At 70.6% G+C, this 23,372-nt stretch carries 14 protein-coding genes; 12 read left to right on the top strand and 2 right to left on the bottom strand.

Translation table 11 applies throughout. From position 1 onward, the window contains the following. Positions 1-28: 28 nt before the first annotated feature. Genes E5S69_RS03110 through E5S69_RS03075 form a run of 8 tightly spaced genes read left to right on the top strand, consistent with a single transcriptional unit; the run spans position 29 to position 6,473 of the window. Complete coding sequence (locus E5S69_RS03110; protein ID WP_171513533.1) at positions 29-481, top strand: hypothetical protein; 453 nt, start codon at positions 29-31, stop codon at positions 479-481. Then, entirely contained in the window at positions 478-1,275 is a 798-nt protein-coding gene (gene sctJ / locus E5S69_RS03105) for a type III secretion system inner membrane ring lipoprotein SctJ (protein WP_171513532.1), read from the top strand. Before E5S69_RS03110 ends, sctJ begins: the two co-directional genes overlap by 4 nt. Next, complete coding sequence (locus E5S69_RS03100) at positions 1,272-2,111, top strand: type III secretion system protein SctK (protein WP_236901177.1); 840 nt, start codon at positions 1,272-1,274, stop codon at positions 2,109-2,111. Before sctJ ends, E5S69_RS03100 begins: the two co-directional genes overlap by 4 nt. Next, positions 2,093-2,701, top strand: coding sequence for a type III secretion system stator protein SctL (gene sctL / locus E5S69_RS03095; RefSeq protein ID WP_171513530.1), 609 nt, complete (start codon positions 2,093-2,095; stop codon positions 2,699-2,701). The genes E5S69_RS03100 and sctL overlap by 19 nt, the downstream gene beginning before the upstream one ends. A gap of 31 nt (positions 2,702-2,732) precedes the next feature. After that, positions 2,733-4,115: a FliI/YscN family ATPase gene (locus E5S69_RS03090; protein ID WP_171513529.1), complete on the top strand. Its 1,383-nt coding sequence runs from the start codon at positions 2,733-2,735 to the stop codon at positions 4,113-4,115. Then, complete coding sequence (locus E5S69_RS03085; protein ID WP_171513528.1) at positions 4,112-4,612, top strand: type III secretion protein HrpD; 501 nt, start codon at positions 4,112-4,114, stop codon at positions 4,610-4,612. The genes E5S69_RS03090 and E5S69_RS03085 overlap by 4 nt, the downstream gene beginning before the upstream one ends. Position 4,613: 1 nt before the next feature. Next, positions 4,614-5,420 (top strand): type III secretion system export apparatus subunit SctT, encoded by an 807-nt coding sequence (gene sctT, locus E5S69_RS03080; RefSeq protein WP_171513527.1) that lies wholly within the window; start codon positions 4,614-4,616, stop codon positions 5,418-5,420. 18 nt (positions 5,421-5,438) lie between these two features. Further along, entirely contained in the window at positions 5,439-6,473 is a 1,035-nt protein-coding gene (locus E5S69_RS03075) for an EscU/YscU/HrcU family type III secretion system export apparatus switch protein (RefSeq protein ID WP_171513526.1), read from the top strand. 128 nt (positions 6,474-6,601) lie between these two features. Here E5S69_RS03075 and E5S69_RS03070 read toward each other — a convergent pair whose 3' ends face one another. Both E5S69_RS03070 and E5S69_RS03065 read right to left on the bottom strand, forming a co-directional pair. Next, positions 6,602-7,588: a helix-turn-helix transcriptional regulator gene (locus E5S69_RS03070; protein WP_171513525.1), complete on the bottom strand. Its 987-nt coding sequence runs from the start codon at positions 7,586-7,588 to the stop codon at positions 6,602-6,604. Positions 7,589-7,981: 393 nt separating this feature from the next. Beyond that, positions 7,982-9,298 (bottom strand): MFS transporter, encoded by a 1,317-nt coding sequence (locus E5S69_RS03065; RefSeq protein WP_216621190.1) that lies wholly within the window; start codon positions 9,296-9,298, stop codon positions 7,982-7,984. Positions 9,299-9,830: 532 nt separating this feature from the next. Between E5S69_RS03065 and E5S69_RS03060 the strand changes: the two genes are divergently transcribed. The 4 genes from E5S69_RS03060 (at position 9,831) to E5S69_RS03045 (ending at position 23,362) form a co-directional block, all read left to right on the top strand. Beyond that, positions 9,831-10,436 (top strand): SRPBCC family protein, encoded by a 606-nt coding sequence (locus E5S69_RS03060; protein ID WP_171513524.1) that lies wholly within the window; start codon positions 9,831-9,833, stop codon positions 10,434-10,436. A gap of 204 nt (positions 10,437-10,640) precedes the next feature. Next, positions 10,641-11,591, top strand: a complete 951-nt coding sequence (locus E5S69_RS03055; RefSeq protein ID WP_171513523.1) for a LysR family transcriptional regulator — start codon at positions 10,641-10,643, stop codon at positions 11,589-11,591. Between the two features lie 118 nt (positions 11,592-11,709). Further along, positions 11,710-12,513: a putative hydro-lyase gene (locus tag E5S69_RS03050; protein ID WP_171513522.1), complete on the top strand. Its 804-nt coding sequence runs from the start codon at positions 11,710-11,712 to the stop codon at positions 12,511-12,513. Positions 12,514-12,676: 163 nt separating this feature from the next. Next, complete coding sequence (locus E5S69_RS03045) at positions 12,677-23,362, top strand: LWXIA domain-containing protein (RefSeq protein ID WP_171513521.1); 10,686 nt, start codon at positions 12,677-12,679, stop codon at positions 23,360-23,362. Positions 23,363-23,372: the final 10 nt, after the last annotated feature.

The raw sequence follows: 23,372 nt of genomic DNA, 5'->3' as shown, positions 1-23,372 counted from the left end.
GCGCCTAACGCATTGCAAGGAGAGCCATATGGACCCGACCGCCATTGCCGCCGCCGGCGCCGTTTCCGACAGCGCCACCGTCGCCGCGCACCAGTCGCCGGCCGCGGCCCCCGCCGCGCAGCCTGACCCGGCCGATGCCCGGCAGTTCGCGCAGATGGTCCAGCAGGGCCACGCTGCCGACGGCTCGCGCACCGCGCACGTGACCCAGGCGGCAGACCCGACTTCGACCACGCTCGGCAACGCCATCCGCGCCAGCTATGTCTCGGCCGGCGAGGAATCGGCGCGCCAGGCGGCGCGCCTGCAGGAACTGCGCGACGGCATGTTCGCGTCGATCTATGAGGGCAGCACCAACGAGGTGGTGTACCAGGCCATGATGCTGCAGACCCAGTCGCTGGAGCTGTTTTCGTCGATCCACGTGACCTCCAGCATCGGCAGCGCCGGCACCAACCTGTTCAACAGCCTGCTGAAGAACCAGCAATGATGTCCAAGCCACCGCTGTGCCAGCGCCTTGCGCGCGCGGCCCGGCTGGCGCCGGCGCTGATGGCGCTGGCGCTGGCCGCGTGCAAGGTCGACCTGTACGCGTCGCTGAACGAACCCGAGGCCAACCAGGTGCTGGCCGCGCTGACCGCCGAGGGCATCGACGCGGAGAAGGCGCGCGCCGACACCAGCGGCGGCACCGGCGAGGGCCAGTGGCGCGTGCGCGTCGAGGAATCGCAGCTGCCCGCCGCGCTGGAAGTCCTGCGCAGCGAAGGCCTGCCCGGCGAGCGTTTTGCATCGCTGGGGCAGGTGTTCCAGAAGCAGGGACTGGTGGCCACGCCGACCGAAGAGCGCATGCGCTACATCTTCGCGCTGTCGCAGGAGTTGTCGGAGACGCTGCGCAATATCGACGGCGTGGTCACCGCGCGCGTGCATGTGGTGATCCCTGCCAGCGATCCGCTGTCGGACAAGGTCCGGCCTTCGTCCGCGGCGGTGTTCATCAAGCACCGCGCCGATACCGACCTGCGCCTGCTGGTGCCGACCGTCAAGGACATGGTGGCGCACAGCATCGAAGGCGTGACCCACGACAACGTATCGCTGTCGCTGGTCGAGGCGCGGCCGTTCGCACCGCAGGCAGGCGGGCCGGGGCCCGCGGCCGGCTTCGCGCTCGGGCGCTTCGCCGCGATCGCGGTCGGCGCCGCGGTGGTCATTGCGATGGCGGTGGCCGCGGTGGTGGCATGGCAGCGCGGCGCCTTGCGCTGGCCGCAGCGGCGCGGCGCGCCGCGGAGCGCAAATTGACGCCGTTGGCCGCCGAGTCCGTGGTTGGCGCCTACCTGCCTGGCGCACTGTCCGCGGCGCTGGCGCCCGCGCCGCCGGCGTTGCCGGACCCGGCGCTGGCGCGCGCGGTGGCAGACTTCGTGCAGCGGCCGCTGGCGCAGCTGCATCCCAGCTGGCTGCCGGCCGACTGGCCGCTGGCCTGGCGCGGCACGGACCGCTTTGGCGCTGCCGCCGCCGACGTGCTGGCACAGCCGCTGGGCCTGGCCGGCGCGGGCGGCAGCCGCGACGCGGTGATCGACTGCCTGCTGGATGCGACGGCCTCGCTGGCGCGGCTGGTGCTGATACCGCGCAACGAACTGCGCCTGCTGGCGTGGTGGCTGGGGCTGGCGGTGCACCAGGCCGGCTTTGCCAGCGAGCGCCGCATGCCGGCGCAACTGGCCGACAGCCTTGCACCGCTGCCGGGCGCGCTGGCCGCGCCGCTGATCGGCAGCGCGCCGCGCGCGATGCGCCGTGCCGCGCGCCGGCTCGACCGCCACGCCGTGGCCTTTATCCTGAAGCGCGTGCCGGCGCTCCCAGCGCTGCCGATGAACCTGGCACCGCTGCGCGCGCACCCGCCCGGCGCCGGGCGGCTGATGGCCGAGCGCGGCTATCGGCTGCTGTGCGGGCTGCTGGCCGCCGAGGCGCCACACGCCGAACACGCTGAGCCGTTGCTGCAAGCGCTGCGGCGCAAGTTTCCACGGCGGCTGGCGGCCTTGTCGCCGGCGCCGCTGACCCCGGCACAGGCCGCGCAGTTGCGCGAACTGTTGCTGCTCAACCTGATACCCGAACGGTTCCCCGCATGGCACTGGCTTTTCTGATCACCAGCGAAAACCTGCAGCTGCTGTCCGAGCGCAAGGTGCTCAAGGAGGCCGAGTATGCCGCCTTGCTCGACGCCGCCGCGGTGATCGAGTCGGCGCGCCAGGAGGCCATGCATATCCGCACCGAAGCCCAGCGCGAGGCCGAGGAGCGGCGCCAGCAGGGCTACCGCGAGGGCTGGGCCCGCGCCCACGCCGACCACGCCGCCGCGCAGGTCAGCACCGCTGCCGAGGCCGAGCGCCAGCTGGGCGCGATGCGCCGCACCATGGCCGAGATCGTGATGAAGGCGGTGCAGCAGATTGCCGGCGAACTCGACCCCGACATCATCCTGGAGGTGGCGCTGCAGCGCGTGGAGGCGCTGGTGCGGGCCGAGCCTTTCATCACCCTCCAGATTCCGCTGGGCCGCGAGCAGGCCGTGCGCAGCCTGCTCGACCGGCTGGCCGAGACGCAGGAGTGGCCGCGCCGCGCCAACGTAGTGGTGGAGCCGGGGCTGGAACCCGATGCCTGCCGCATCCAGACGCCGTCGGGCACCATGGAAGTGGGCCTGCAGGCCCAGCTCGAAGCCTTTGCGCGCCGCCTGCGGGCGGGCTGATCCCTTTGGCTGATACCGCCGGCTGATACCCATGTCCACTGAACTCCCTGCCACCGATATCGAAGCCGCGCTGCAGCACGCCGCCGCCGACCTGGAACGCGCGTTCGAGCATTTCACGCCGGTGGCCATGCGCGGGCGCGTCAGCAAGGCCGTCGGCATGCTGATCAACGCCACCGGCATCCAGGCCCATGTGGGCGAGCTGTGCCAGCTGGTCACGCCCGGCGAGCCGCCGCTGCTGGCCGAGGTGGTCGGCTTCGTGCAGCAGACCGCGCTGCTCACGCCGCTGGGGCGCACCACCGGCGTGTCGGCGCTGACCGAGGTCATTCCGTCCGCGCATGGCCACCAGTGCCCCGCCGGTGCCGCGCTGCTGGGCCGCGTGCTCGACGCGCTGGGCGAGCCCATCGACGGCAAGGGCGCGCTCGACGGCGTGGCGCGGGTGCCGGTGGACAACGAGCCGCCCGATCCGCTCACGCGCCGGCTGATCCGCGAGCCGCTGGCCACGGGCGTGCGCGCCATCGACGGGCTGCTGACGCTGGGCGAGGGCCAGCGCGTGGGCATCTTCGCGCCGCCGGGCGTGGGCAAGTCCACCTTGCTGGGGATGCTGGCGCGGGGCGCGTCCAGCGATGTCAACGTGGTGGCGCTGGTGGGCGAGCGCGGCCGCGAGGTGCGCGAGTTCATCGAATACAACCTCGGCCCCGAGGGCATGGCGCGCACGGTGCTGGTGGTGTCGACCTCGGACCGCTCGCCGATGGAGCGCGTGCGCTGCGCCTATACCGCCACCGCCATTGCCGAGTATTTCCGCGACCAGGGCAAGCGCGTGCTGCTGCTGGTCGATTCGCTGACGCGGCTGGCGCGCGCGCAGCGCGAGATCGGCCTGGCCAGCGGCGAACCGCCGACCCGGCGCAGCTATCCGCCGTCGGTGTTCTCGATGCTGCCGCAGTTGCTGGAACGTGCCGGCACCGGCGTGCAGGGTTCGATCACCGCGGCGTATACCGTGCTGACCGAAGGCGAGGACGATAGCGATCCCATCGCCGAAGAGGTGCGCTCGATCCTCGATGGCCATATCGTGCTGTCGCGCAAGCTGGCCAGCGCCGGCCAATATCCGCCGGTGGACGTGCTGCAATCGGTCAGCCGCGTGATGCCGCAGGTGGCGGCCGGCGCGCACGCGCGCGCCGCGGCGCGGCTGCGCCAGTTGCTGGCGAAGCACCAGGAGATGGAGCTGCTGCTGCAGATTGGCGAATACCGGCCCGGCGCCGACCCCGTTGCCGACGCCGCCGTGGCCGCGATCCACAACATCCGCGCCTACCTGGCGCAACCGGCGGCGCGGCTCGATACCTTTGCCGGCGCGGTGGACAAGTTGGCACAGGCGGTCCGCGTGCCCGAGCCCGCACCGCTTGCAGGAGAAGCGCGATGATGCCTGGCAACGCCGACCCGCGCCTGGGCCAGCTGGAGACGGTGCGCCAGCGCCGCCACGAAGACGCGATGCGCGCGCTGCAGCAGCGCCGCGCGCAGGTGATGGCGGGGCTGCGGCAGGCTGAAGCCGCGCAGCAGGCGGTGCACGCCGCGCTGGCCGAGCGCGCGGCCTTCATCGAACGCTTGCGGCAGGGCGCGGCGCGGGGCGGGGTGTCGGTGTCGGGGCTGCTTGACGCGCAGGGCTGGCAGGGCGCCTTCGATGCCCGTATCGCCCGGGCCAATGCCCGTCTGGCCGAGGTGCTCGACGACGTGGCGCAACGGCGTGCCGCCTTCGACGAGGCGCGCCGTGCGCTGCTGCGCGCGCAGGCGCGGCTGGACGGCGCGCGCGAACTGGCCCGGCGCGAACACCGCGCGCTGCGCGCCGAGGCCGGGCGCCGCGACGACGAGGCCATCGACGAAGCCGCGGCGCGCGCCTGGCACGCCGCACGGCACGCCTGACATGCAGGGCGAGCTGCTCGATCCCGCCTTGCTGTTCCATTGGGGACGCGAGGTCATCATGCCGATCGTGATGGTGATGCCGCGCCTGCTGACCGCCTTTACGGTGTTGCCGTTCCTGTCGCAGCAGGCGATCCCCGGGGTGGCGCGCAACGGCATCGTGCTGGCGATCGCGCTGTTCGTGTCGCCGGGCGCGCGCATTGACCTCGACGCCGTCGCCGGTGGCCTGTGGCTGGTGCTGATCTTCAAGGAGGCCTTCATCGGGTTGCTGCTGGGCACGGCGTTCGGCCTGTTCTTCGTCGCGCTGCAGATGATCGGCGAGCTGATCGACTTCCAGACCGGCTCGGGCAATGCCACCTTCTTCGACCCGGTCACGCAGCAGGAGGACGGGCCGATGGAGAACCTGCTGTCGCACTTCGGCATCGCGCTGTTCGCGGCGCTGGGCGGGTTTATTGCCATGACCGGCGTGATCGTGGAGTCGTTCGCGTTCTGGCCGGTGATGTCGTTCGGGCCCGAGATGTCGCTGGCGTCGATGGGCTTTGCCAACCTCTACGCCGGCACGCTGTTCTCGTGGGTGGTCAAGCTGGCCGCGCCGATCCTGCTGCTGCTGGTGATCGTCGAGCTCGGCTTCGCGCTGATCGCGCGTTTCGTGCCGCAGTTCGACGTGTTCCAGTTCGCGCAGCCGGTCAAGATCTCGGTGGCGTTCCTGATGCTGGTGCTGATGCTGGCAGTGATGGTGGATACGCTGCAGGGCTTCCTGCGCCCGGACAATATCCTGATCGAGATGCTGCGCCGGGGCGCGGCACCGTAGCGGCAACCAGCGGCAGCCATGAGCGACAGCGAAAAGAACCTCGAGGCAACCCGGCGCAAGCTGGATGAGGCGCGCAAGCGCGGCGAGGTGCCGCGCAGCAGCGACGTCACCTCGGCCGTGGTGTTTCTCGGCGTGCTGGCGGGGCTGTGGCTGCTGGGGCGCTATTTCGTGCGGCTGTTCCAGGCGCTGTGGCACAGCGCCATGGGCAGCGTGCCGCAACACCTGGCGGACCAGCAGATGCTGGTGCTGGGCGAGGCCGCGGCGCGTTTCCTGCTGATGGGCGTGCTGCCGATGGTCGGGCTGGCTTTGGTGTGCGGCATCGTCGGCGCGTTTTTGCAGGTAGGGCCGCTGGTGGCGTTCGAGCAGATCAAGCCGGACCTGGCGCGGCTGAACCCGGCCGAGGGCCTGAAGCGCATGTTCGCCGTGCGCAACCTGGTGAACCTGGTCAAGATCCTGGTCAAGATCCTGCTGCTGGCCGGGCTGGTCTACGTGCTGGCGCTGGGCGCGATCGAGGACGGCGTGCGCACCGGCTATGCCCGCCCCGCGGAAATCCTGCTGCTGGTTGCGTACATCATCTTGCGCATGTGTTGCTGGGCCGCGGTGATCTACCTGGTGATGGCCGTGGTTGACTACGTGCACGAGCGCCACCAGTTCATGAAGCGCCAGCGCATGAGCGTCGACGAGTACCGGCGCGAGTACAAGGAGACCCAAGGCGACCCGATCATGGCCGGACGCCGCCGCGCCGCGTTCTTCGAGGCTGCGTTCTTTGGCGTCAGCGAGCGGGTGCGGGTGTCGACCGCGGTGGTGTATTCCACCCAGTATGCGGTGGCGCTGCGCTATGACGGCCCCGGCACGCTGCCGCGGGTGGTGGCCAAGGGCAGCGGCCAGGTGGCGGCGCGCATCCGCCAGGCCGCGGCCGACTACCTGGTGCCGTCGGCCTTTGATTCGGACCTGGCGCAGCGCCTGTACCTGAACGTACCGCTGGACCGGTATATCGACCGCACGCTGTTCGAGCGCGTGGCGGACTTGATGCGGTGGGCGAAAGGGGAGTGAGGCCGGTTGGAGGCTTCCCCGCTGCGGGCTTTCTCCCCTCTCCCGCCTGCGGGAGAGGGGCCGGGGGAGAGGGAGTACGCTGACGGTCGCGCCAAGGCCAACGCCACGCCCAAGCCAACGCCATCAAGCTAAGCCGCAATCACCCCCGCCGCATCCTTTTCCCTATCCACCGACAGCGGTGCCCCCGGTGGCCGCAGCAGCGTGGCCGCGCTGGCCAGCTGCACGCGGTTGCGCACGCCGAAGTGGCTGCGCAGCCGGCGCATGTGGTAGTCGACATTGAAGATCGACATCTCCATGCGCCGCGCGATCTCCTTGTCCGATAGCCCCTGCGCCAGGCAAGCCAGGATATCGCGCTGCACCTCCGACAGGCCTTCGCGATGGCGGCCGGCAAACGCGGGGATTTCCACATGGCAGGTCAGGAACTCATGCAACGCCAGCCCCATCGCCAGCGCCTGGCCCACCACCGAATCGCCGATCCAGCGCCGGCTTTCGATCCCCGACATAAAGCTGATCAGCACAAATTCGTTGTTGCCGGGCATCGGCAGGTTGAGGAAGATGCCGCTGCGCACGCCGGCGTCGCGCAGGTCTTCCAGGAAGCGGCGGCGGCGCAGCGGCGGCACGTTGCCCAGCGGCGTCTGTGCCAGGTCGTCGGCATCCCACACGGTGGGCAGGCAGAAGGTGCCGGGCTGCGGCGCGCGCGGGTCGATTTCATAGTAGCGCTCGCGGAAATAGCGCTCGCGCCAGCCCGGCGGAGAATAGCTTTCAAAGAAGGTACGCGGCTGGAGCTGGCCGCCGACCTGGGTGGCGGTGGCGTAGCCAAGCCAGTCGAAGCCGATGGCGCGGATGGCGGACTGCATCACGGCGCTGCGGCCTTCGTGGGTGGGCTCGGCCTGCAGCGCGGTCACCAGGCCGGGCGTGGCGCCGTGGCGCACGCGCTGCCTGACCGGTACCAGGTGGCGCTCGCCGAATACCTTGATGCCGTTGTTGGCCACCAGCGCCGGGGCGGTGCCTGGCGCAGGGGCCGGACGAGCCGTGGGGCGCGCGCTGGTTGCTCCGGTGCCATATCCGGACGCCCCCGCGTCACGGTACGGCACGACTTCCACATCTTTGATCATGTAGGCCTCCGACAACGAGTCTTGGCGTGCGACCACGGCCTTGTGAGCCGGTCCACGCGCGCAAATGGGGCAGGCCTGCGCGGCGGCGCTGCGGGGCGCGGCGCGTCATGCCGGTCGTGGCCGTCGCTCCCGTGCTGCAAGGGGGCGGCCATCGCCAGCGCGTATCGCGGTCTGCGCTGCATTGCCGTCGAGCTGGCGTGCCCGACTTACTGCTGACCCGATTCCCGTCGGAAGTCGATTGGGCAGGCCTCCGTAGCGGCGTTGCCCTTGTTATGTTGTCATGCGTGCTGTCATGCGCCGCGCGGCGCTGGCCGGGGCGGCGCATGGTGCGGCAGGTGCAGTGGTATCACAGCCACTTTCCCTGCCGCAGCTAGGGTTTTTGCTCTTGCACCGCTACGCTTCCAGCGCCTTGCCACGCGTTTCGGGCAGCGTCAGCGCGGCCAGGATCAGCACGCCATAGGCCGCCGCGGCAAAGATGCCGATGGCGTGGCCCAGCGACATCTGCTGGCTGACATGGCCGATCAGGAACGGGAAGAACGCGCCGATGGCACGGCCCACGTTGTAGCAGAAGCCCTGGCCCGAGCCGCGCACGCTGGTCGGGAACAGCTCGGTCAGGAACGCGCCCATGCCGGCGAAGATGCCCGAGGCGAAGAAGCCCAGCGGAAAACCCAGCAGCAGCATCACGGTGTCGTTGACCGGGATGTGCGTGTAGGCCAGCGCGATCGTCATCGAACCCAGCGCGAACAGGATGAAGTTGCGCTTGCGGCCGATGCGGTCGGTCAGGTAGGCGCTGGTGACATAGCCGATATAAGAGCCGACGATCACCATCGCCAGGTAGCCGCCGGTGCCCAGCACCGTGAGGCCGCGCTCGGTCTTCAGGAAGGTGGGCAGCCAGGTGGTGATGGCGTAATAGCCGCCCTGCGCGCCGGTGGTCAGCAGCGCCGCGCGCAGCGTGATGCTGAGCAGGCGCGGCGAGAAGATCGCCGCGAACGAGGTCTTCTCGCTGGCCTGCGACTCGCGCGCCTTGTGCTCGGTATAGACCTCGGGCTCCTTGACCATGCGGCGCAGCACGATCACGAACACCGCCGGCAGCAGCCCGATCAGGAACAGCACGCGCCACGCGGTTTCGGCCGGCAGCAGCGAGAACACCAGCGCATAGAGCAGCGCCGCCAGGCCCCAGCCCACGGCCCAGCCGGCCTGCACCATGCCCACCGCCTTGCCGCGGTCCTGCGCGCGGATGGCTTCGCCGATCAGCACCGCGCCGGCGGTCCATTCGCCGCCGAAGCCGAAGCCCATCAGCGCGCGCGCCACCAGCAGCTGCTCATAGGTCTGCGCCAGCCCGCACAGGAAGGTGAAGAAGGCAAACCACAGGATGGTCAATTGCAGCGTGCGCACCCGGCCGATGCGGTCGGACAGGATGCCGGCGACCCAGCCGCCCGCGGCCGAGGTCAGCAGCGTGGCGGTGCCGATAAAGCCCGCGTCGGCACGGCTGATGCCCCAGGTGGCGATCAGCGTGGGAATCACGAAGCTCAGGAACTGCGTGTCCATGGCGTCGAGCGCATAGCCGACCTTGCAGCTCCAGAAGGTGCGCCGCTCATTGGCGGTGATGTCGCGGTACCAGGAGAAAAAGCCACGCGACGGGGCGGTCTCGGCGCTGGCGGGGCTCGATGGTGGCTGGGGGCTCTGGATACTGCCGATCTGCGTTTCCATGCATTCCTCGTCGTGGTATGTCTGGCTCGGCCGGCAAGCCGCGGTGCGCGGCGCGCTTGCCTTGTTGTGGCGGCATGCCATGGCGGCTTGCCGCGGCCGCGCATCGGTGGCGCGGCGGTGTGCGGTTGCAGCGCGTCCTGCAGTGCCTGCGCTGACTGCATTCTTGAAAGGCACGGCGGCTCGCGTCCAACTAGTTTTTCGGGCGGCGGCCGATAAGAAAAATTGATTCCTGTGCTGAATGCCCGTGAATTCGGGCCTGGCGCGGGTTCCGGCCCGTGGCGCGAAGGCCACGGCCCGCGGGTTTTCCCCGATCCCGCGGCCTGCGCTTGCCCGGGCTCTGCCACCATGCCGGAGCCGCGCGGGCATAAGCATACGGCGCGCCAGCGCGGGCGGGTTGGCGCTGGCCCTACGGAAATACGTAGGCTGGCGCGCGGCGCTGTGCTTCGGCTACGAGCCTTCGGTAATAGCATGCACGGCCGCGCTCGGCTAGGCTTGCATCCATTCCTGTTCCCGTGCGCGTGCCGCCTTGCCGATGCCGATCCTGACCCGCCTGCCCCTGTCCACGCTGCGGCTCGCCGTGCCCGCGTTGCTGGCCGCGTGGCTGGCGCCGGCGCAGGCACAACTGATTCCGGTGGAACGCTCGGTCGAGGTGCAGGCCGATCCGGCCCGGGTCTGGCAGCTGGCGGGCAGCTACTGCGCGGTGCCGGACTGGGACACCGTCTACAAGGACTGCCGCGTGGTGCTGGGCAGCGGCAGTCCGGGCACGGTACGGCGCATGGCCCACAAGGCGGGCGGCCTGCCGGCGGTCGACGTACTGACCGACAAGGGGCCGTATTCGTACAGCTACCGCAAGCTCTCCAGCCATACCCGCGGACGGCTGCAGGCCACGGCCGGGCAGGGCGTGGGCACCACGCGCGTGACCTGGCAGATGTGGCTGGACCCGTCGGCCTTGCCCGACGGCGCGCGCGCGGAGTACCCGGCCGCGCTGGGCGAAGACATGCTGGCCGCGCTGCAGCGCATGAAGGCGCTGGCCGAAGCGGCGCAGCAAGAGGCGGAGGAAGCCGCCGCGCGCGGTCCGGCGCTGATCCCGCCGCGCCAGGCGCCGACACCGTCGCAGCCGTCGCCGCTGGGGGCGTGAAGGGGCCACGTGGGCATGCATGCGCCCGCACATCACGGCGGCAAGCGCACGAACGCCGTGCAGGCTCATGCAGGCATGAACCCTGCATCCCAAAAACAACCAAATCAAGCCGACCCTTCAAACGCTTGTTCGGTGTGCCGCCATCGCGTAGATTCTGTCGCTCACCATGCCGCCGCCGCAGCCCCGGTCCCGCACCCATCGCCCATGAACCTGCGCTTTCTCGAAACCTTTGTCTGGGTCGCCCGCCTGCGCAGCTTCCGGCTCACCGCGGAAAAGCTGTTCAGCACGCAGGCTTCGATTTCCAGCCGCATCGCGGTGCTGGAAGAAGACCTGGGGGTCAAGCTGTTCCTGCGCGATTCGCGCGGCGTCACGCTGACGCCGGAAGGCCAGCGCGTGCTGGAATATGCCGAGAAGATGGTGAACACCATGCACCATATGCGGCAGTCGCTGGACCGCTCGCGCGCCATTGCGGGGCGCGTGCGCATCGGCGCGATGGACTCGGTGATCCATACCTGGCTGTCCACCGTGGTCAAGCGCGCCATGCAGGCGTATCCCGCGCTGGAGATCGAACTGACCGCCGATGCCGCGCTGAATTTGTGCGACCAGCTGCAGAAAGGCTACCTCGACGTGATTTTCCAGACCGACCTGCTGCGGCTGGAAACGGTGCGCAATATCGAGCTGGCGCGCTACCCCATTCGCTGGATCGTCGCCACCGGCTCGGCCTGTGACCGCCCCTATGCCTCGCTCGATGAACTGGCCGCCGAGCGCGTCATCACCTTCGTCAAGAACTCGCGCCCGCACCAGGACATCCTGAGCCTGTTCCACCTGAACGGCGTGGCCTCGCCGCGCATCAACTGCGTGAACTCGGTGGCGGCGATGACGCGGCTGATCGGCGACGGCTTCGGCATCGGGGCGGTGCCGCCGGCACTGGTGCGCAAGGAACTGGCCGACGGCACGCTGTCGGTGGTCGATGTGGAGAACCATCCGCCGGCGCTGGATATCGTCGCTTCGTGGCGCATCGGTGCGGGGCTGGAGGTCAACGAGTCGATCGTGGGGCTGGCCACGGGCGTGGTGGCGGAATTCTGCGCCGAAGTGGGCGAGGACATGGCCGTGCCGGTGCAGCCGCCGGCCGCGGCGCCCCACGCGGGCTCGTAGTCATCGGATTCCTTTATCGCGCTCGATCCGAAAGATTTGTTGGACGCCGGCGCCGGCGGGCGCCCAGAATCGGCAGGTCAACCCGATTTTCGCGCCGCCCCGCGCCTGCCTGCCGACCATGAACCAGCCGCTCCAGCACGCCGCCTCGCTCCTGCCCGAAGACCCCGCCGCCTTGCGCCAGCTGATCCGCGCGGACCGCTACCACGGCCACACCAGCGGCCTGGCGCGCGGCCATGTGCAGGCCAATATCGTGATCCTGACGCGCGACTGGGCCTATGACTTCCTGCAGTTCTGCGCGCTCAACCGCAAGGCCTGCCCGTTGATCGACGTGACCGATCCGGGCGACCCGGTGTTCCGCAATCTCGGGCACGACGTCGATATCCGCACCGACGTGCCGATGTACCGGGTCTACCGCGACGGCAAGACCTACCACGAGACCACCCGCATCACCGAGCTGTGGCGCGACGACTTCGTCGCCTTTGCCATCGGCTGCTCGTTCTCGTTCGAGCAGGCGTTGATCGCGGCCAATGTGCCGCTCAAGCACATCAACCTGGGCCGCAACGTCGCCATGTACCGCACCGCCATCGAGACCCGCCCGGCGGGACGGCTGTCGGGCAAGCTGGTGGTGTCGATGCGCCCGCTCAAGGCCGCCGATGCGATCCTGGCGACCGAGATCACCGCGCGCTATCCCGACGTGCATGGCGCGCCGGTGCATATCGGCGACCCCGCGCTGATCGGCATCGAGGATATCGAATCGCCCGACTACGGCGACGCGGTGCCGCTCGACGCCGATGAAATCCCGGTGTTCTGGGCCTGCGGCGTCACGCCCCAGGCGGTAATCCGCGAGGCGCGGCCCGAGATCTGCATCACCCACGCGCCGGGCTGCATGCTGGTGACCGACCTCGACAACAACCGCCTGTAGCCCACGGGGCAGCTTGCGGGCCTACGAATTCCCATAGTTGGCCTGCGCCGCCGCGGCGCGCAGAATCGGCGGGCATGATGCCCGCGGCCTGCCCGTGCGCGCCAGGGCATCGGCCACCGTCTGACTTGCCGGCAGGCGCCGGCGTCGCCAGGAGACTTGCGTCATGCTGGATTTCATGGATGCCATCCGGGCCGCCGCGCGCGCGGCCGCCGAGGCCGCGGCCCGTGCCGCCGCCGACGCCGCGCGCGAGGCCGCCGAGCGGGCCGCCCGCGAAGCTGCCGAACGCGCCCAGCGCGCGGCCGAGGCGCGCGAGACCCAGCGCCAGCAGGACACCCAGAACACCCAGCAGGCGCAACAGCCCCAGCCAACGCAGCAAGACCCGCAGGCAAAGGCCGCGGACCAGCCCGACAAGCCGCAAGCGGTCGCCGTCACGCCCGCGCTCTACACCACCAACGCCAACGGGGTGCAGGCACCCAGGGCGATGCAGGTCGATGCGCCGGCGCCCGAGAAACCCAAGACCGACCCCGCCGAGGAAGCCCGCAAGAAGAAGGAGAGCGATGCCAAGGCGCTGACCGACGGCTGGCAGCAGGAAGCGCAGGACGCCTATGACAAGGTGGTGGCCGACCTCGACGGCCGCGCCATGACCGACAAGCAGTGGCAGCCGCTGGGCCTGAAGTACGGCAACGTGATGGGCGGCGCGCAGAACGAGCTGCGCGTGGCCGCCAACAACGCCGCGGCCACCGGCAAGGACGTCAAGGCCGCGGTCGAGGCCAAGGCCGAAGAGATCCGCAAGCGCTATGACGATCCCAATGTCGCGCTGAACGTCGAAGAGACCAAGACGCAGTTCCTGAAGAACGAGAACACGCAGCAGGCGCGCGACACCCAGGGCGCGCGCTTCAACGTGATCCTGGCGCAGGAAAAGGCGCAGCGGGCCTCGGCCAGGGTCGACGAGGAACAGGCCGCGTATTTGAAGATCCCGGGCGGCATCCGCCGCTTTGAACTCGAGGCCGACGACCAGCTGGTGGCCGCGCGCGACGCCCTTGACACCGCGCAGCAGGAACGGGTGCAGGCCGAGGATAGCTTCCTCGACGCCATGCAGAAAGAGATCGATACGATCGCGGCCAAGGGCTACAAGCAGGACGCCGACCAGGCCCTGAAGGATCTGCGCAACGCGCCGCACGACCGCAGCCTGTCGATGGCGGACCACTCGTATGACCTGACGCAGGCCAATAGCAAGGTCAGCGACGCCGACGCGCAGCTGAAGGCGCTGGCGTCGGGGCAGGGCGTCAAGGTGCCGGACAGCTATCGCGAGCAGGCGGTGCAGGACCTGAAGGCGCGCTACGGCACCGACGGCGGCATGGGCCAGCTGATCGACCGGGTCGACCTGCGTGGGCGCATCGCCGGCGAGATGGCGCACCTGACGCCATCCACCGACTTCGAGCGCGAGCTGGCGCAGAACGACCCCACCACGCTGGCGATGGCCCAGGCGCAGGGGCTGACGCTGGATCCCGAAGCCAAGACCGACCCCAACTCGGCCACGCCGCGCGACCTGCCGCAGGCCGAGCGCGCGCTGATGGAGCACAACCCGGCCGGCTACGTCATGCTCAAGTCGCTGGGCGCGGATAGCCTGGTGCCGGACGCCAAGCTGCCGGCGACCGACCCGGCCAGGGACGCCTACGACAAGGGCGTTGCCCAGAAGGGCCTGCTCGGCTACACCGTCGAGCAGGTCAAGGCGCGCAGCAAAGATCCCAAGCTCAGCCAGGCCGAGCGCGACCAGGCCGCCAACGGCCTGAACCGGATGCTCGGCTTCATGGAGGGCTCGGTGCCGCTGCGCGTGGACGCCATGACCCGCGGCATCGAGCAGAAGCTGGACAGCGGCGACGTCACCGGGGCGCTGCAGATGCGCAAGGCCGGCGCCGATGCCGCGCAGACGCCCGAGGAACGCCAGCTTTACGTCGAAGTCCACAATGACCGCTTCAGCGGCGACTTGTTCAAGGCGCAGATTGAAGCGTCGATGGACAAGGACCTGAAGGACCAGACCACTGACAAGGACGGCAAGCCCATCATCGGCCAGGAGAAGATGTATGCCGACAAGGTTGGGCTGTACCTGCAGCAGGTGGCGCCCCACCTGATCGAGGAGGATGCCGGCACGCTGCTGGAGACGGTCCGCAGCGGATACGGCGAGGACTGGCGCGGGCGCAACAACAGCATGGCGTCCGGCTACAACGACTGGGACGATTTCTACCACGGCCTGGCGGCGGTGGTGGACGCCGCCGACGCCGGTTACTACGCACGCAACCAGAACGCCGAGCCGGGCAGCGGTCCGGCCGCCACCAGCACCGCCGCATGGCTGGCGGGCAACGACGGCGACATCCGCCTGCTGCGGTATGAGAACCAGATGGGCAGTCCCCGCCAGGGCCGCATCTACGGCGGAGCCGAGGATGCGGCGGCCAAGGGGCACTTCGGCCTGTCCGCCGCCTACGAACGGGCGCTGCAAGACAGCGACGACACCCCCGCCGCAGCCGACAAGGACCTGCAGCGCGCGGTGCAGCGCGGCAGCGAAAAGTATGGCCAGACCGAGCAAGCCAACGAAGCCAACCAGCGCTTCGCGCTGGACAAGGATGAGATCCTGCGCCAGACCTTCGACAGCCTGGCGATGCGCAAGGAAGAACTCAGCGCGAAGGCCTCGGACGAGAAGGGGCTGTCCGCGGCCATCGCCCTGGGCGCGCCGCAGGGCGATGCCAAGGCGATCCAGGAGCAGATCGCGGAAGATGCCAAGGCTGGCACCACCGTCAAGGCCATCCCGATGTACGTGACCGGGCCGGGCGGGGTGCCGTACCAGACCGCGGTGTTCGAGTTCGAGGGCAAGGATGGCAAGACCCTGTGGGTCGACGACCAGGGCGCGGTCTATGGCAAGGAAGAGCTGGACGCGAAGCGCGACTTCCAGGAGAACAACCTGCTGTCCGACAAGGGCACGGTGTACTTCGCCGAGAACCTGGAACTGGGCCGCGATGGCCATGCCGGCTATGCGTCGATGGACGCGCATATCGTCACCACCAGCGAGAAAGTGTGGGGCTGGGTCAACCTCGGCGTGGCCGCGGTGGGCGCGGTCGCGGGCGGGGTGCTGGCGGTGGCCTCGGGCGGCACGCTGACACCGCTGGTGGCAGCGGCGTGGGTCGGCATGGTAGGCAGCATGGGGTACGGCGTCGGTACCTCGTGGGCCGCGCTGGACAATATCTCGGACCATGGCCGCTCGGTCAACCCCTTTGCCAGCCAGGAAGCGATGGCGCAGTGGCTCAACGTGGCCGGCTCGCTGGCGGGCATGGGCGGCATGGGCCTGGCCAAGACCGGCGCGCTGGCGATGAACGCCGGCACGCGGCTGGCCGGCAGCACCAGCCCGCTGCGCCAGATGGCAGGAGGCATGCTGACCCACAGCGCCGGCCACTACGGCACCGCCAGCCGCGTGCTCAATGGCGTGGGCTTCGGCATCGGCGGCGTGCAGACCCTGCAGCAGGCCGCCACGTTCGCCGCGCACGGCAGCGAGATGAGCCTGTCGGAGAAACTGCAGAACGGCGCCATGCTGCTGATGGGCGCCACGCAGATGCTGCCGTTCGCCGTGCAGAAGCGCATTGGCGAATCCGTGCGCGACGGCTACCAGGCGACCATGCGTGGGCGCGGCGCCGCCGCGGGCGACCCGGCCGGCATCGGCAGTCCGGGTCGTGGCGTGGCACCGGAAGCACTGGGCGAGTACCGCGAGGGCGATGGCATGCCAGCCGCGACGCGGCCCACCACGCGCCGCGGCCCGGCTGGCCGCGACGCCGAGGGCCAGCCGCTCGCGCACACCGACGCCGATGGCCAGTCCGGCCGTTCCGGCAAGCAGGCGGACGGCGAAGCCGCCCCGGGCGCGGCCAGGCCTGCGACCCCAGCGCGTAGCAACGGCAGCAGGCCGGCGACCGACGGCGGCGCCGCCCCGCCGCGCGACCTGCGCACGCCGCAGCGGCTCACGCCCTGGCAATCGGCCAGGCTCAGCACCGCCGCGGCCTTCGACATGATGGTCACGCGCGGCGCGATCCTGCAGGAACGGGTGATCCACGGCATGATGGACCGCGCCATGAACCGCGCCATGGCGCGCTACATGACCGAGTCCGCCGCCCGCAGCCAGTCGGGCGAGCGCAGCGGCGGCAGCCGCGCCGACGCGCCCGTGCCCGCCTCGCGCCGCCGCACCGCCAGCGGCACGCCGGCACTGGCGCGGGCGCCGCGGCACCACACCGTCGACGGCGAGGCCGGCGTGCAGCGGCGCACGGTCAGCCACGGCCCCGCGCCGGTGGCCCATGCCGACGGTGCCGATGCCCCCACGCGCCTGTCGCTGCGGCAGAACGCGATCTCGCCGCTGGACAACGTGCTGTGGATCGACGGCAGCATGGAAAACATCGGCGTGCCCTACGGCGCCGAGCTGGCCGCCCGCGCGCTGGTGGACCTGGACTCGGTAATGATCGTCACCGGCCCGCTGACCGCCCACGGCCGCGCCGAGACCAACGGCCCGGTCGGGGCGGCCTCGCTGGGGGCCTACCTAGCCTCGCTGGGCAAGGACGTGGTCTATGTCACCGACCGCGCCCATGCGCGCACGCTGCGCAAGATGCTGCGCGAGGACCTGAACCAGCCCAATGCGCGCGTCGAGACCTTCTCGGCCAGGGACTTTGGCAGCGCCGGGCGCCAGTCGCGCGCGCTGCTGGCGATGCACAAGCCGCAGGCGGTGGTGGCGGTGGAAGTGGCCGGGCGCAACACCAACAACGAATACCGGCTGCTGAACGGCGAGCAGGTGCGCGGCAATGCCATGCTCGACCAGCTGCTGATCGACGCCAACGACATGGCCGACATGGTCACCATCGCGGTGGGCGACCACGGCAACGAGGCCGGCATGCGGGCCGCGCGCGACCGGCTGCTGCGCGACATGGCGGTGGAAGACCAGGTTGCCGACAGCTGGTCCGACGTCGGCGCCGACCACCTGGTGACGGGCATGAACTCCAACCTGGCGGCGCAGGCGATCGGCTTCGCCGTGCAGCGCGCGCTGGGCCGCGACCGCGGCATGCCCACCACGGAAGAGGTGGGCGCGCTGCTCGATACCATGGCGCGCCACAAGGCGCGCGACGGCGTCACGCTGGAGGTCGGCGCCACCAGCGTGCGCGGCTACGACAAGACCGTGCAGCAGGGCGTCTACGAACTGCTGCAGAAGGCGGCCGAGCGCCTGCCCGCAGGCCTGGACATGGTGCAACTGTTCGAGGGCATCCAGCGGCGCTTCCTGCCCGACGGCATCGACCCGGCCGACTTCGGCATCCGCGTGCAGGACGACGCCATCGTCATTACCGCGTTCGACTCCAGCAACGGCGGCCTGCTGGCCGCGCAGAACATCGCGCGCCATACCTATGCGATGACCGGCAAGGCGGTGCAGGTGGTCGCGTTTACCGACCATGCCGCCGGCACCTACGGCGGGCGCGAGCGCGGCGACCTGGTCAACCTGGTCCACGCCGGCGTGGTGGCGGCGCAGAAGGCCAAGGGCGCGGTCGACCTGTTTGCCTGCAACACGGCCTGCACGGCGTTTCCGGAGGCGCTGGCGGGCACCCACCAGGCCAAGGTGGTCAACCTGATCATGCAGACCGCGCCCAAGATTGTCACCGAGGGCGGCCGGCGTCCGGTGGTAGTGGCCACGCCCGGCACGGTGAAGCTGCACGCTTACCTGGAAGCGGTCAGCAAGGCCAGCGGCGGCAGCGTCACGGTCAAGGAGATCGGCGCCACCGAGTGGGCCGATGCGGTCAACAACCTGATGCACCTGGCCGACGGCGCGCAGCTGGAGCAGCTCAAGGGGCTGGTGGCCAAGTACATCAACGCCGAGCAGATCCCGGCCGACGCCACCTCGCTGTGGTTCTGCTGCACCCACTATCCGGCGCTCGAGACGCTGGTGCGCCAGCAGCTCGATGCCATCGGCCGCAGCGACGTCAAGCTGATCGACCCGATGCAGTACCAGGCGCGCAAGGGCGTGGAAATGCTGGTCGACCAGGGCCTGATCGACCGCGCCGCGCTGCTGGAGCAGCCGCTGGATCCGTCGGCGGTGCCCGACGACAAGACCCTGCCGACCATTGTCTTCACCACCGGCCAGCCGTCGCGGGTGTCCGGCCTGGCCCACGCCATGGGGCGCCGCCCGGATATCCGCGTGTTCAAGACCGCATTCGGTGAGGCGGCGGACGTGTCGCCGGCGCTGGCGCTGATCGACGGCGGGCGCCACCTGTCGCCGGTCGATCGCATCAGCTTCAATTACATCGGCCGCGGCCTGCGCGAGTTCTACATGCCCGGCGGCGCCGAGCGCGCCGCGGCGTCGCTGGAAGACGCCAGCAACGTGATGCTGGTGACCGGCTTCTCGGTGGCCAAGGACATGCCGGAAACCGACGGGCCGCCGGGCACCGCGGAACTGGGGCGGGCGCTGCGGCTGCGCGGCAAGCAGGTGACCTATGTGGTCGACTCGGCCAACCGGCCGATCCTGGAAGGCATCCTGCGCGAGATGGGCGAGCCGCTCGACAATATCCGCGTGTTCGACGCGCCGATCTACGGCGCGGCCGAGCCGGCGCGCGCGCTGCTGCGCGAGGTCGGCCCCGACCGGGTGATGGCGATCGAGCTGCCGTCGCGCAGCGCGCGCGGCACCAAGCACAATATGCGCGGCATCGGCATCGACGGCTTCAACCCGGCGCTCGACCAGATCGTGCTGGAAGCCAATGCCATCGACGGCATCGAGACCCTGGGCGTCGGCGACGGCGGCAACGAGGCCGGCATGGGCGGCGTGGGCGGGCTGATCCCGCGCGCGCTCGACGGCAGCGATATCGCCGCGGTGGTGCCGGTGGACCATGTGGTCACCGCCAGCGTGTCGAACTGGGGCGCCTATGCGGTCTCCGCGCTGCTGCTGCGCCGGGGCAATATGCCGGAGCGCTTCCAGGGGCCGGAGGAACTGGGCCGCGTGCTGCAGGCCGCCGCCGATGCGGGCGCGGTCGACGGCGTCTCGCGCGAGCGGGTGGCGACGGTGGACGGCTTCTCGACCGCGGTGCACCAGGCGGTGATTACGCTGTACGGGCGCGTCGCCGCCGGCGGCCAGCCGCGCGGCCCGGGCGCCGCGCGCGCGCCGCTGCCGGGCGGGCCGGCGCTGGCGCGCACGCCGCTGGCCGACGCCGCCGAGGCGGTGGTCGCGCACGGCGGGCAAATGCCCCGCAGGGCTGCCGCCGATCCCCATGCCGAGCACGCCGGCATCCAGCCAGCGGCGGCCATGCCCGCCGCGCGGCCGGCGCTGCGCGATGGCAGCTGGTCAGTGCGCGACAGCGCGCCCAGCCCCAAAGCCATCCAGGCCACCGTCGACGGCATCCATGAATCGGGCGGGCGCCTGGCCGGCGTGCACTACGTGGTGACCCATGGCGAGGGCCTGTCGGTGCCGCTGCGCGCAGGACTGCCGGAGGCGTCGTTCACGTCGTTGCAGCAGGCCATGCGCGACCTGGGCCCGGCGCTGCAGGCGGGGGGCAACTTCCGCATCGCCATCGTCTCGCAGCGTGAAGCGGCGCGGCACGGCGCGGTCGACGCGCGCAGCGTGATCGGCACCGTGCCGCTGTCGTTGCGCGGGCACAAGCCCCACGCCGGACGCTTTGCGCTCAATCCGGACTACCACGGCGATATCCGCGCCGCGTTGCCCGACGACTTCCGCGCCGGCCTGCCGCTGGTGCGCCAGCAGGATGGGCGCCGCATCGACGTGCTGGCCCAGCTGGAGCAGTTCCCGCGCGGAAGCGCCGACCTGGACCTGGCCCAGGAGGCGGGTCACAAGACATTTGATGACGAGGCCGTGGCGGTGTCGGTGCCGCAGGTTCCCGGGCACTTCACCGTGCGCGCCGAAGGGCTGTTCGGCGGCATCGCGATGCAGGCCGGCGGCAGGCGCGGCGATGGGCCGTCGCCGTTGCTCGATGCGCCGGCGGTAATCGACCGCATCCGCGCGCATCCGGACTACCAGGAAGGCATGCCGGTGGTGCTGTACGGCTGCTATGGTCAGGACGGGGCGGTGTCGCTGGTGCAGGAGCTCGCCACGGGGCTGAACGCGCGCGTTTACGGCGCGGACGGCCGGCTGGACGTGGATGCATTCCACGCGCCCGGCAGCGACCTGGCCTATGGCGCGCGCCTGCGCGTGGCGGCGGATCCCGCTACCCTGGCCGGTTCGGGCGCGCCGGTTCACGTCCAGGATGGCGGCCGCTTCCACGGCGCGATGCCGGCGCTGCCGCTGGCCGCGGTTAGCAGCGGCGGCAAGCCGGTGCGCCAGCATGCGCCGCGCGCCGCTGGCGATCCGGTGCCGGCTACATGGCAGCACGCGCCGGACCGCTGGGCCGAGCTGGCGCTGGGCGAGCCGGCGGTGCGCGTCAACGCGCCCCGCGATCACCTGGTGGTGGTCGGCGCGGTGCGCCCGGAGGGCGGCCTGCGCGGCGACGAGGGACAGGGCGTCGGCGCCCATGAACTCGCCTTCCAGCTGGCGCACGACTGGGAGCCCGGCCAGCCCATCGTGCTGGCGCTGGACGGCGCGCATGGCCCGCAGGGACGCATGCTGGCGCAGCAGGTGGCCGACGTGATGCGCACCGAGGTGCTGGTGCCGGAGTTTGCGCTGCGCCGCGGCGCCTACGCGCAGGATCCGGCCAAGAGCCAGATCGACCTGGCGCAGCCCGGGCGCTGGCGCCGGCTGTCGCCGCAGCCTGATCCCTACGCCGGCCACAGCTTCAAGATCGACCACCACGGCAACGTGTTCCTGCGCCGGCCCGACGGCACCCGCGAACGGGTGCGGCTCGAGACCTACCTTGGGCCGCGGCTGGGCAGCGGCGGCGCCAAGACCGTGTTCGCGCTGGGCAAGGACCTGGCGGTGGGCATTGCCAACGAGGCCTGGCTGGGCGACATGGTGCACGGCGAGCGCGCCGCCATGGCAGAGGCCGCCGGCGAACACGGGCTGAATACCGTGCGCAGCTTCGGGCCGGCGTCGTTCGAGGCGTTCGGGCGCCCGGCCATCGGCTATGAACGCTACGCGGCCAGCACCAAGGACCTGTTCGATGCCGCCGGCCAGATGCGGCCCGGGCATGCCGCGTTGCTCAACGGCCGGTCGGCGCGCGATATCGCCGCGCTGGTCGACACCATGAAAACGCGCGGCTTGCACCTGGGCGACGTGGAGTTCGCGCTGTTCCCGGACGGCACGGTGAAGGTGGCCGACCTGACCCATGTCGAGACCGGCTCGGCCGCATCGCAGGGTAGCGCGGTGTACCGCATGCTGGACCGGATGCTTGAGGCTGCGCGGGCCAGAGGCGGCGAAGCCGGCCAGGGCGGCGAGGGCGGGGTAGTGCGCGCCACCATTTCGCATGGGCCCGCCGGCAACGCTCAGCCGCCCGCCGGCAATGGTCCACGGCCCTGGAAAGTGCGCACCGCGCTGGCGGTGTCGGCGGCCGGCACGTTTGCCGCCGCCTCCGGCGCCGCGGCCGTCTCGGCACAGACCGGCGCCAACCTGGTACTGACCAGCGCCGGCTGCTTCATCTACCGCGGCAGCGTGGCGATGGGGCGCACCTTGCATGCCAACAAGGTGATCCGGCGCGCCGGCACCCACGCGCCCGCCGATATCGCCTGGCTGCGCCGCACGCTGACCGAGAAGCCCGGCACCACGGTGTGGGGCATCAACGAACCGAACCAGCAGAAGTTTGCCAAGGCGCTGGACCAGCTGGAGGCCTACGCCCACCACGCCGACAAGAAGGACCTGCCCGAGGCCCCGGACAAGATCCGCGAGGCGCAGGCGGTGATCGGCACCATCGGCGCCTCGATGCTGACGCCCGACACCCGCGCCGGCCAGGTCAACGACTCGCTGCAGCTGGCCACGCTCGCGATCAACAACGGCAACACTATGCTGTGGTTCGGCGAGCACGGCGTGACCCAGATCGGCGAGCCGCTGACCTACAGCAGCGCGGTGTTCCTGGCGGCCAATTCGGTGCTGAGCACGGTCAATTTCGCTGCCCGCGCGGGTTATCACACCGGGCTGGCCCAGCCCGCGCTGCTGGGCGCGCGTTTGCGCAAGTTCGTGATGAACGCATATTCGGTCGGCGCGGTGCCGCTGGCCGTGGCCGACATGGTTCATACGGGCGGCGTGGTCGGCGCGATCGAGGCCGGCAGCCTGGCGGTGTTCGGCATCGGCGCGCACCTGCAGTCGCGCAACGAGCAGAAACTGATCAACGCCGAAAAAAACCGGCTCGCCAGGGCCGCCGATCCCGACGCCGTGGACCAGCCGGTCACGCCATGGCTGGCGCAGAAATGGGATTTCTTCGGCCGCGCCATGCCCAAGGGGCTGGTGCTGCTGGGCGGCGGGGTGATCGTCAATTTTGGCGCCAAGATCCTGATGGAGCTGCTCAAGGACGAGGACAAGGGCAAGGGCGTGCCGCCTGCGGCGCCGACGCCCAGCGGCGGCCCGTCGACCGCTCCGCCGACCGGTCCTGGCACGCCCCCGCAGGAGCCGCCGAAGGAACCGCCGAAGGAGCCACCGAAGGAGCGCCCCGCATCCGGCTCGGTACGCGTGCAGCCCTACAGCCCTGGGCAGGTTGCCAGTTCCACGCTATGGGGTATTGCCGGCGCGCATCTCGACACGCTGCTGTCCGACGGCCAGAAGGCCGAAGCGCAGGCGCAGGCGATGACGCCGGACCAGCAGGTGGCCAACTTCGCGCTGCGCGAACTGATCAACCTGAACCCGCGCTATCGGCTGGCCGACAACCCGGACCATCTGGAGCCCGGCTGGGAGCTGGACGTGACGCGATAGGGCAGGTTGC

Origin of the sequence: Cupriavidus necator (assembly GCF_013141915.1) — a bacterium.
Classification (GTDB): domain Bacteria; phylum Pseudomonadota; class Gammaproteobacteria; order Burkholderiales; family Burkholderiaceae; genus Cupriavidus; species Cupriavidus necator_B.
Note: the sequence above shows the minus strand (reverse complement) of the source record. Positions and strands in the feature narration are given on the sequence as shown.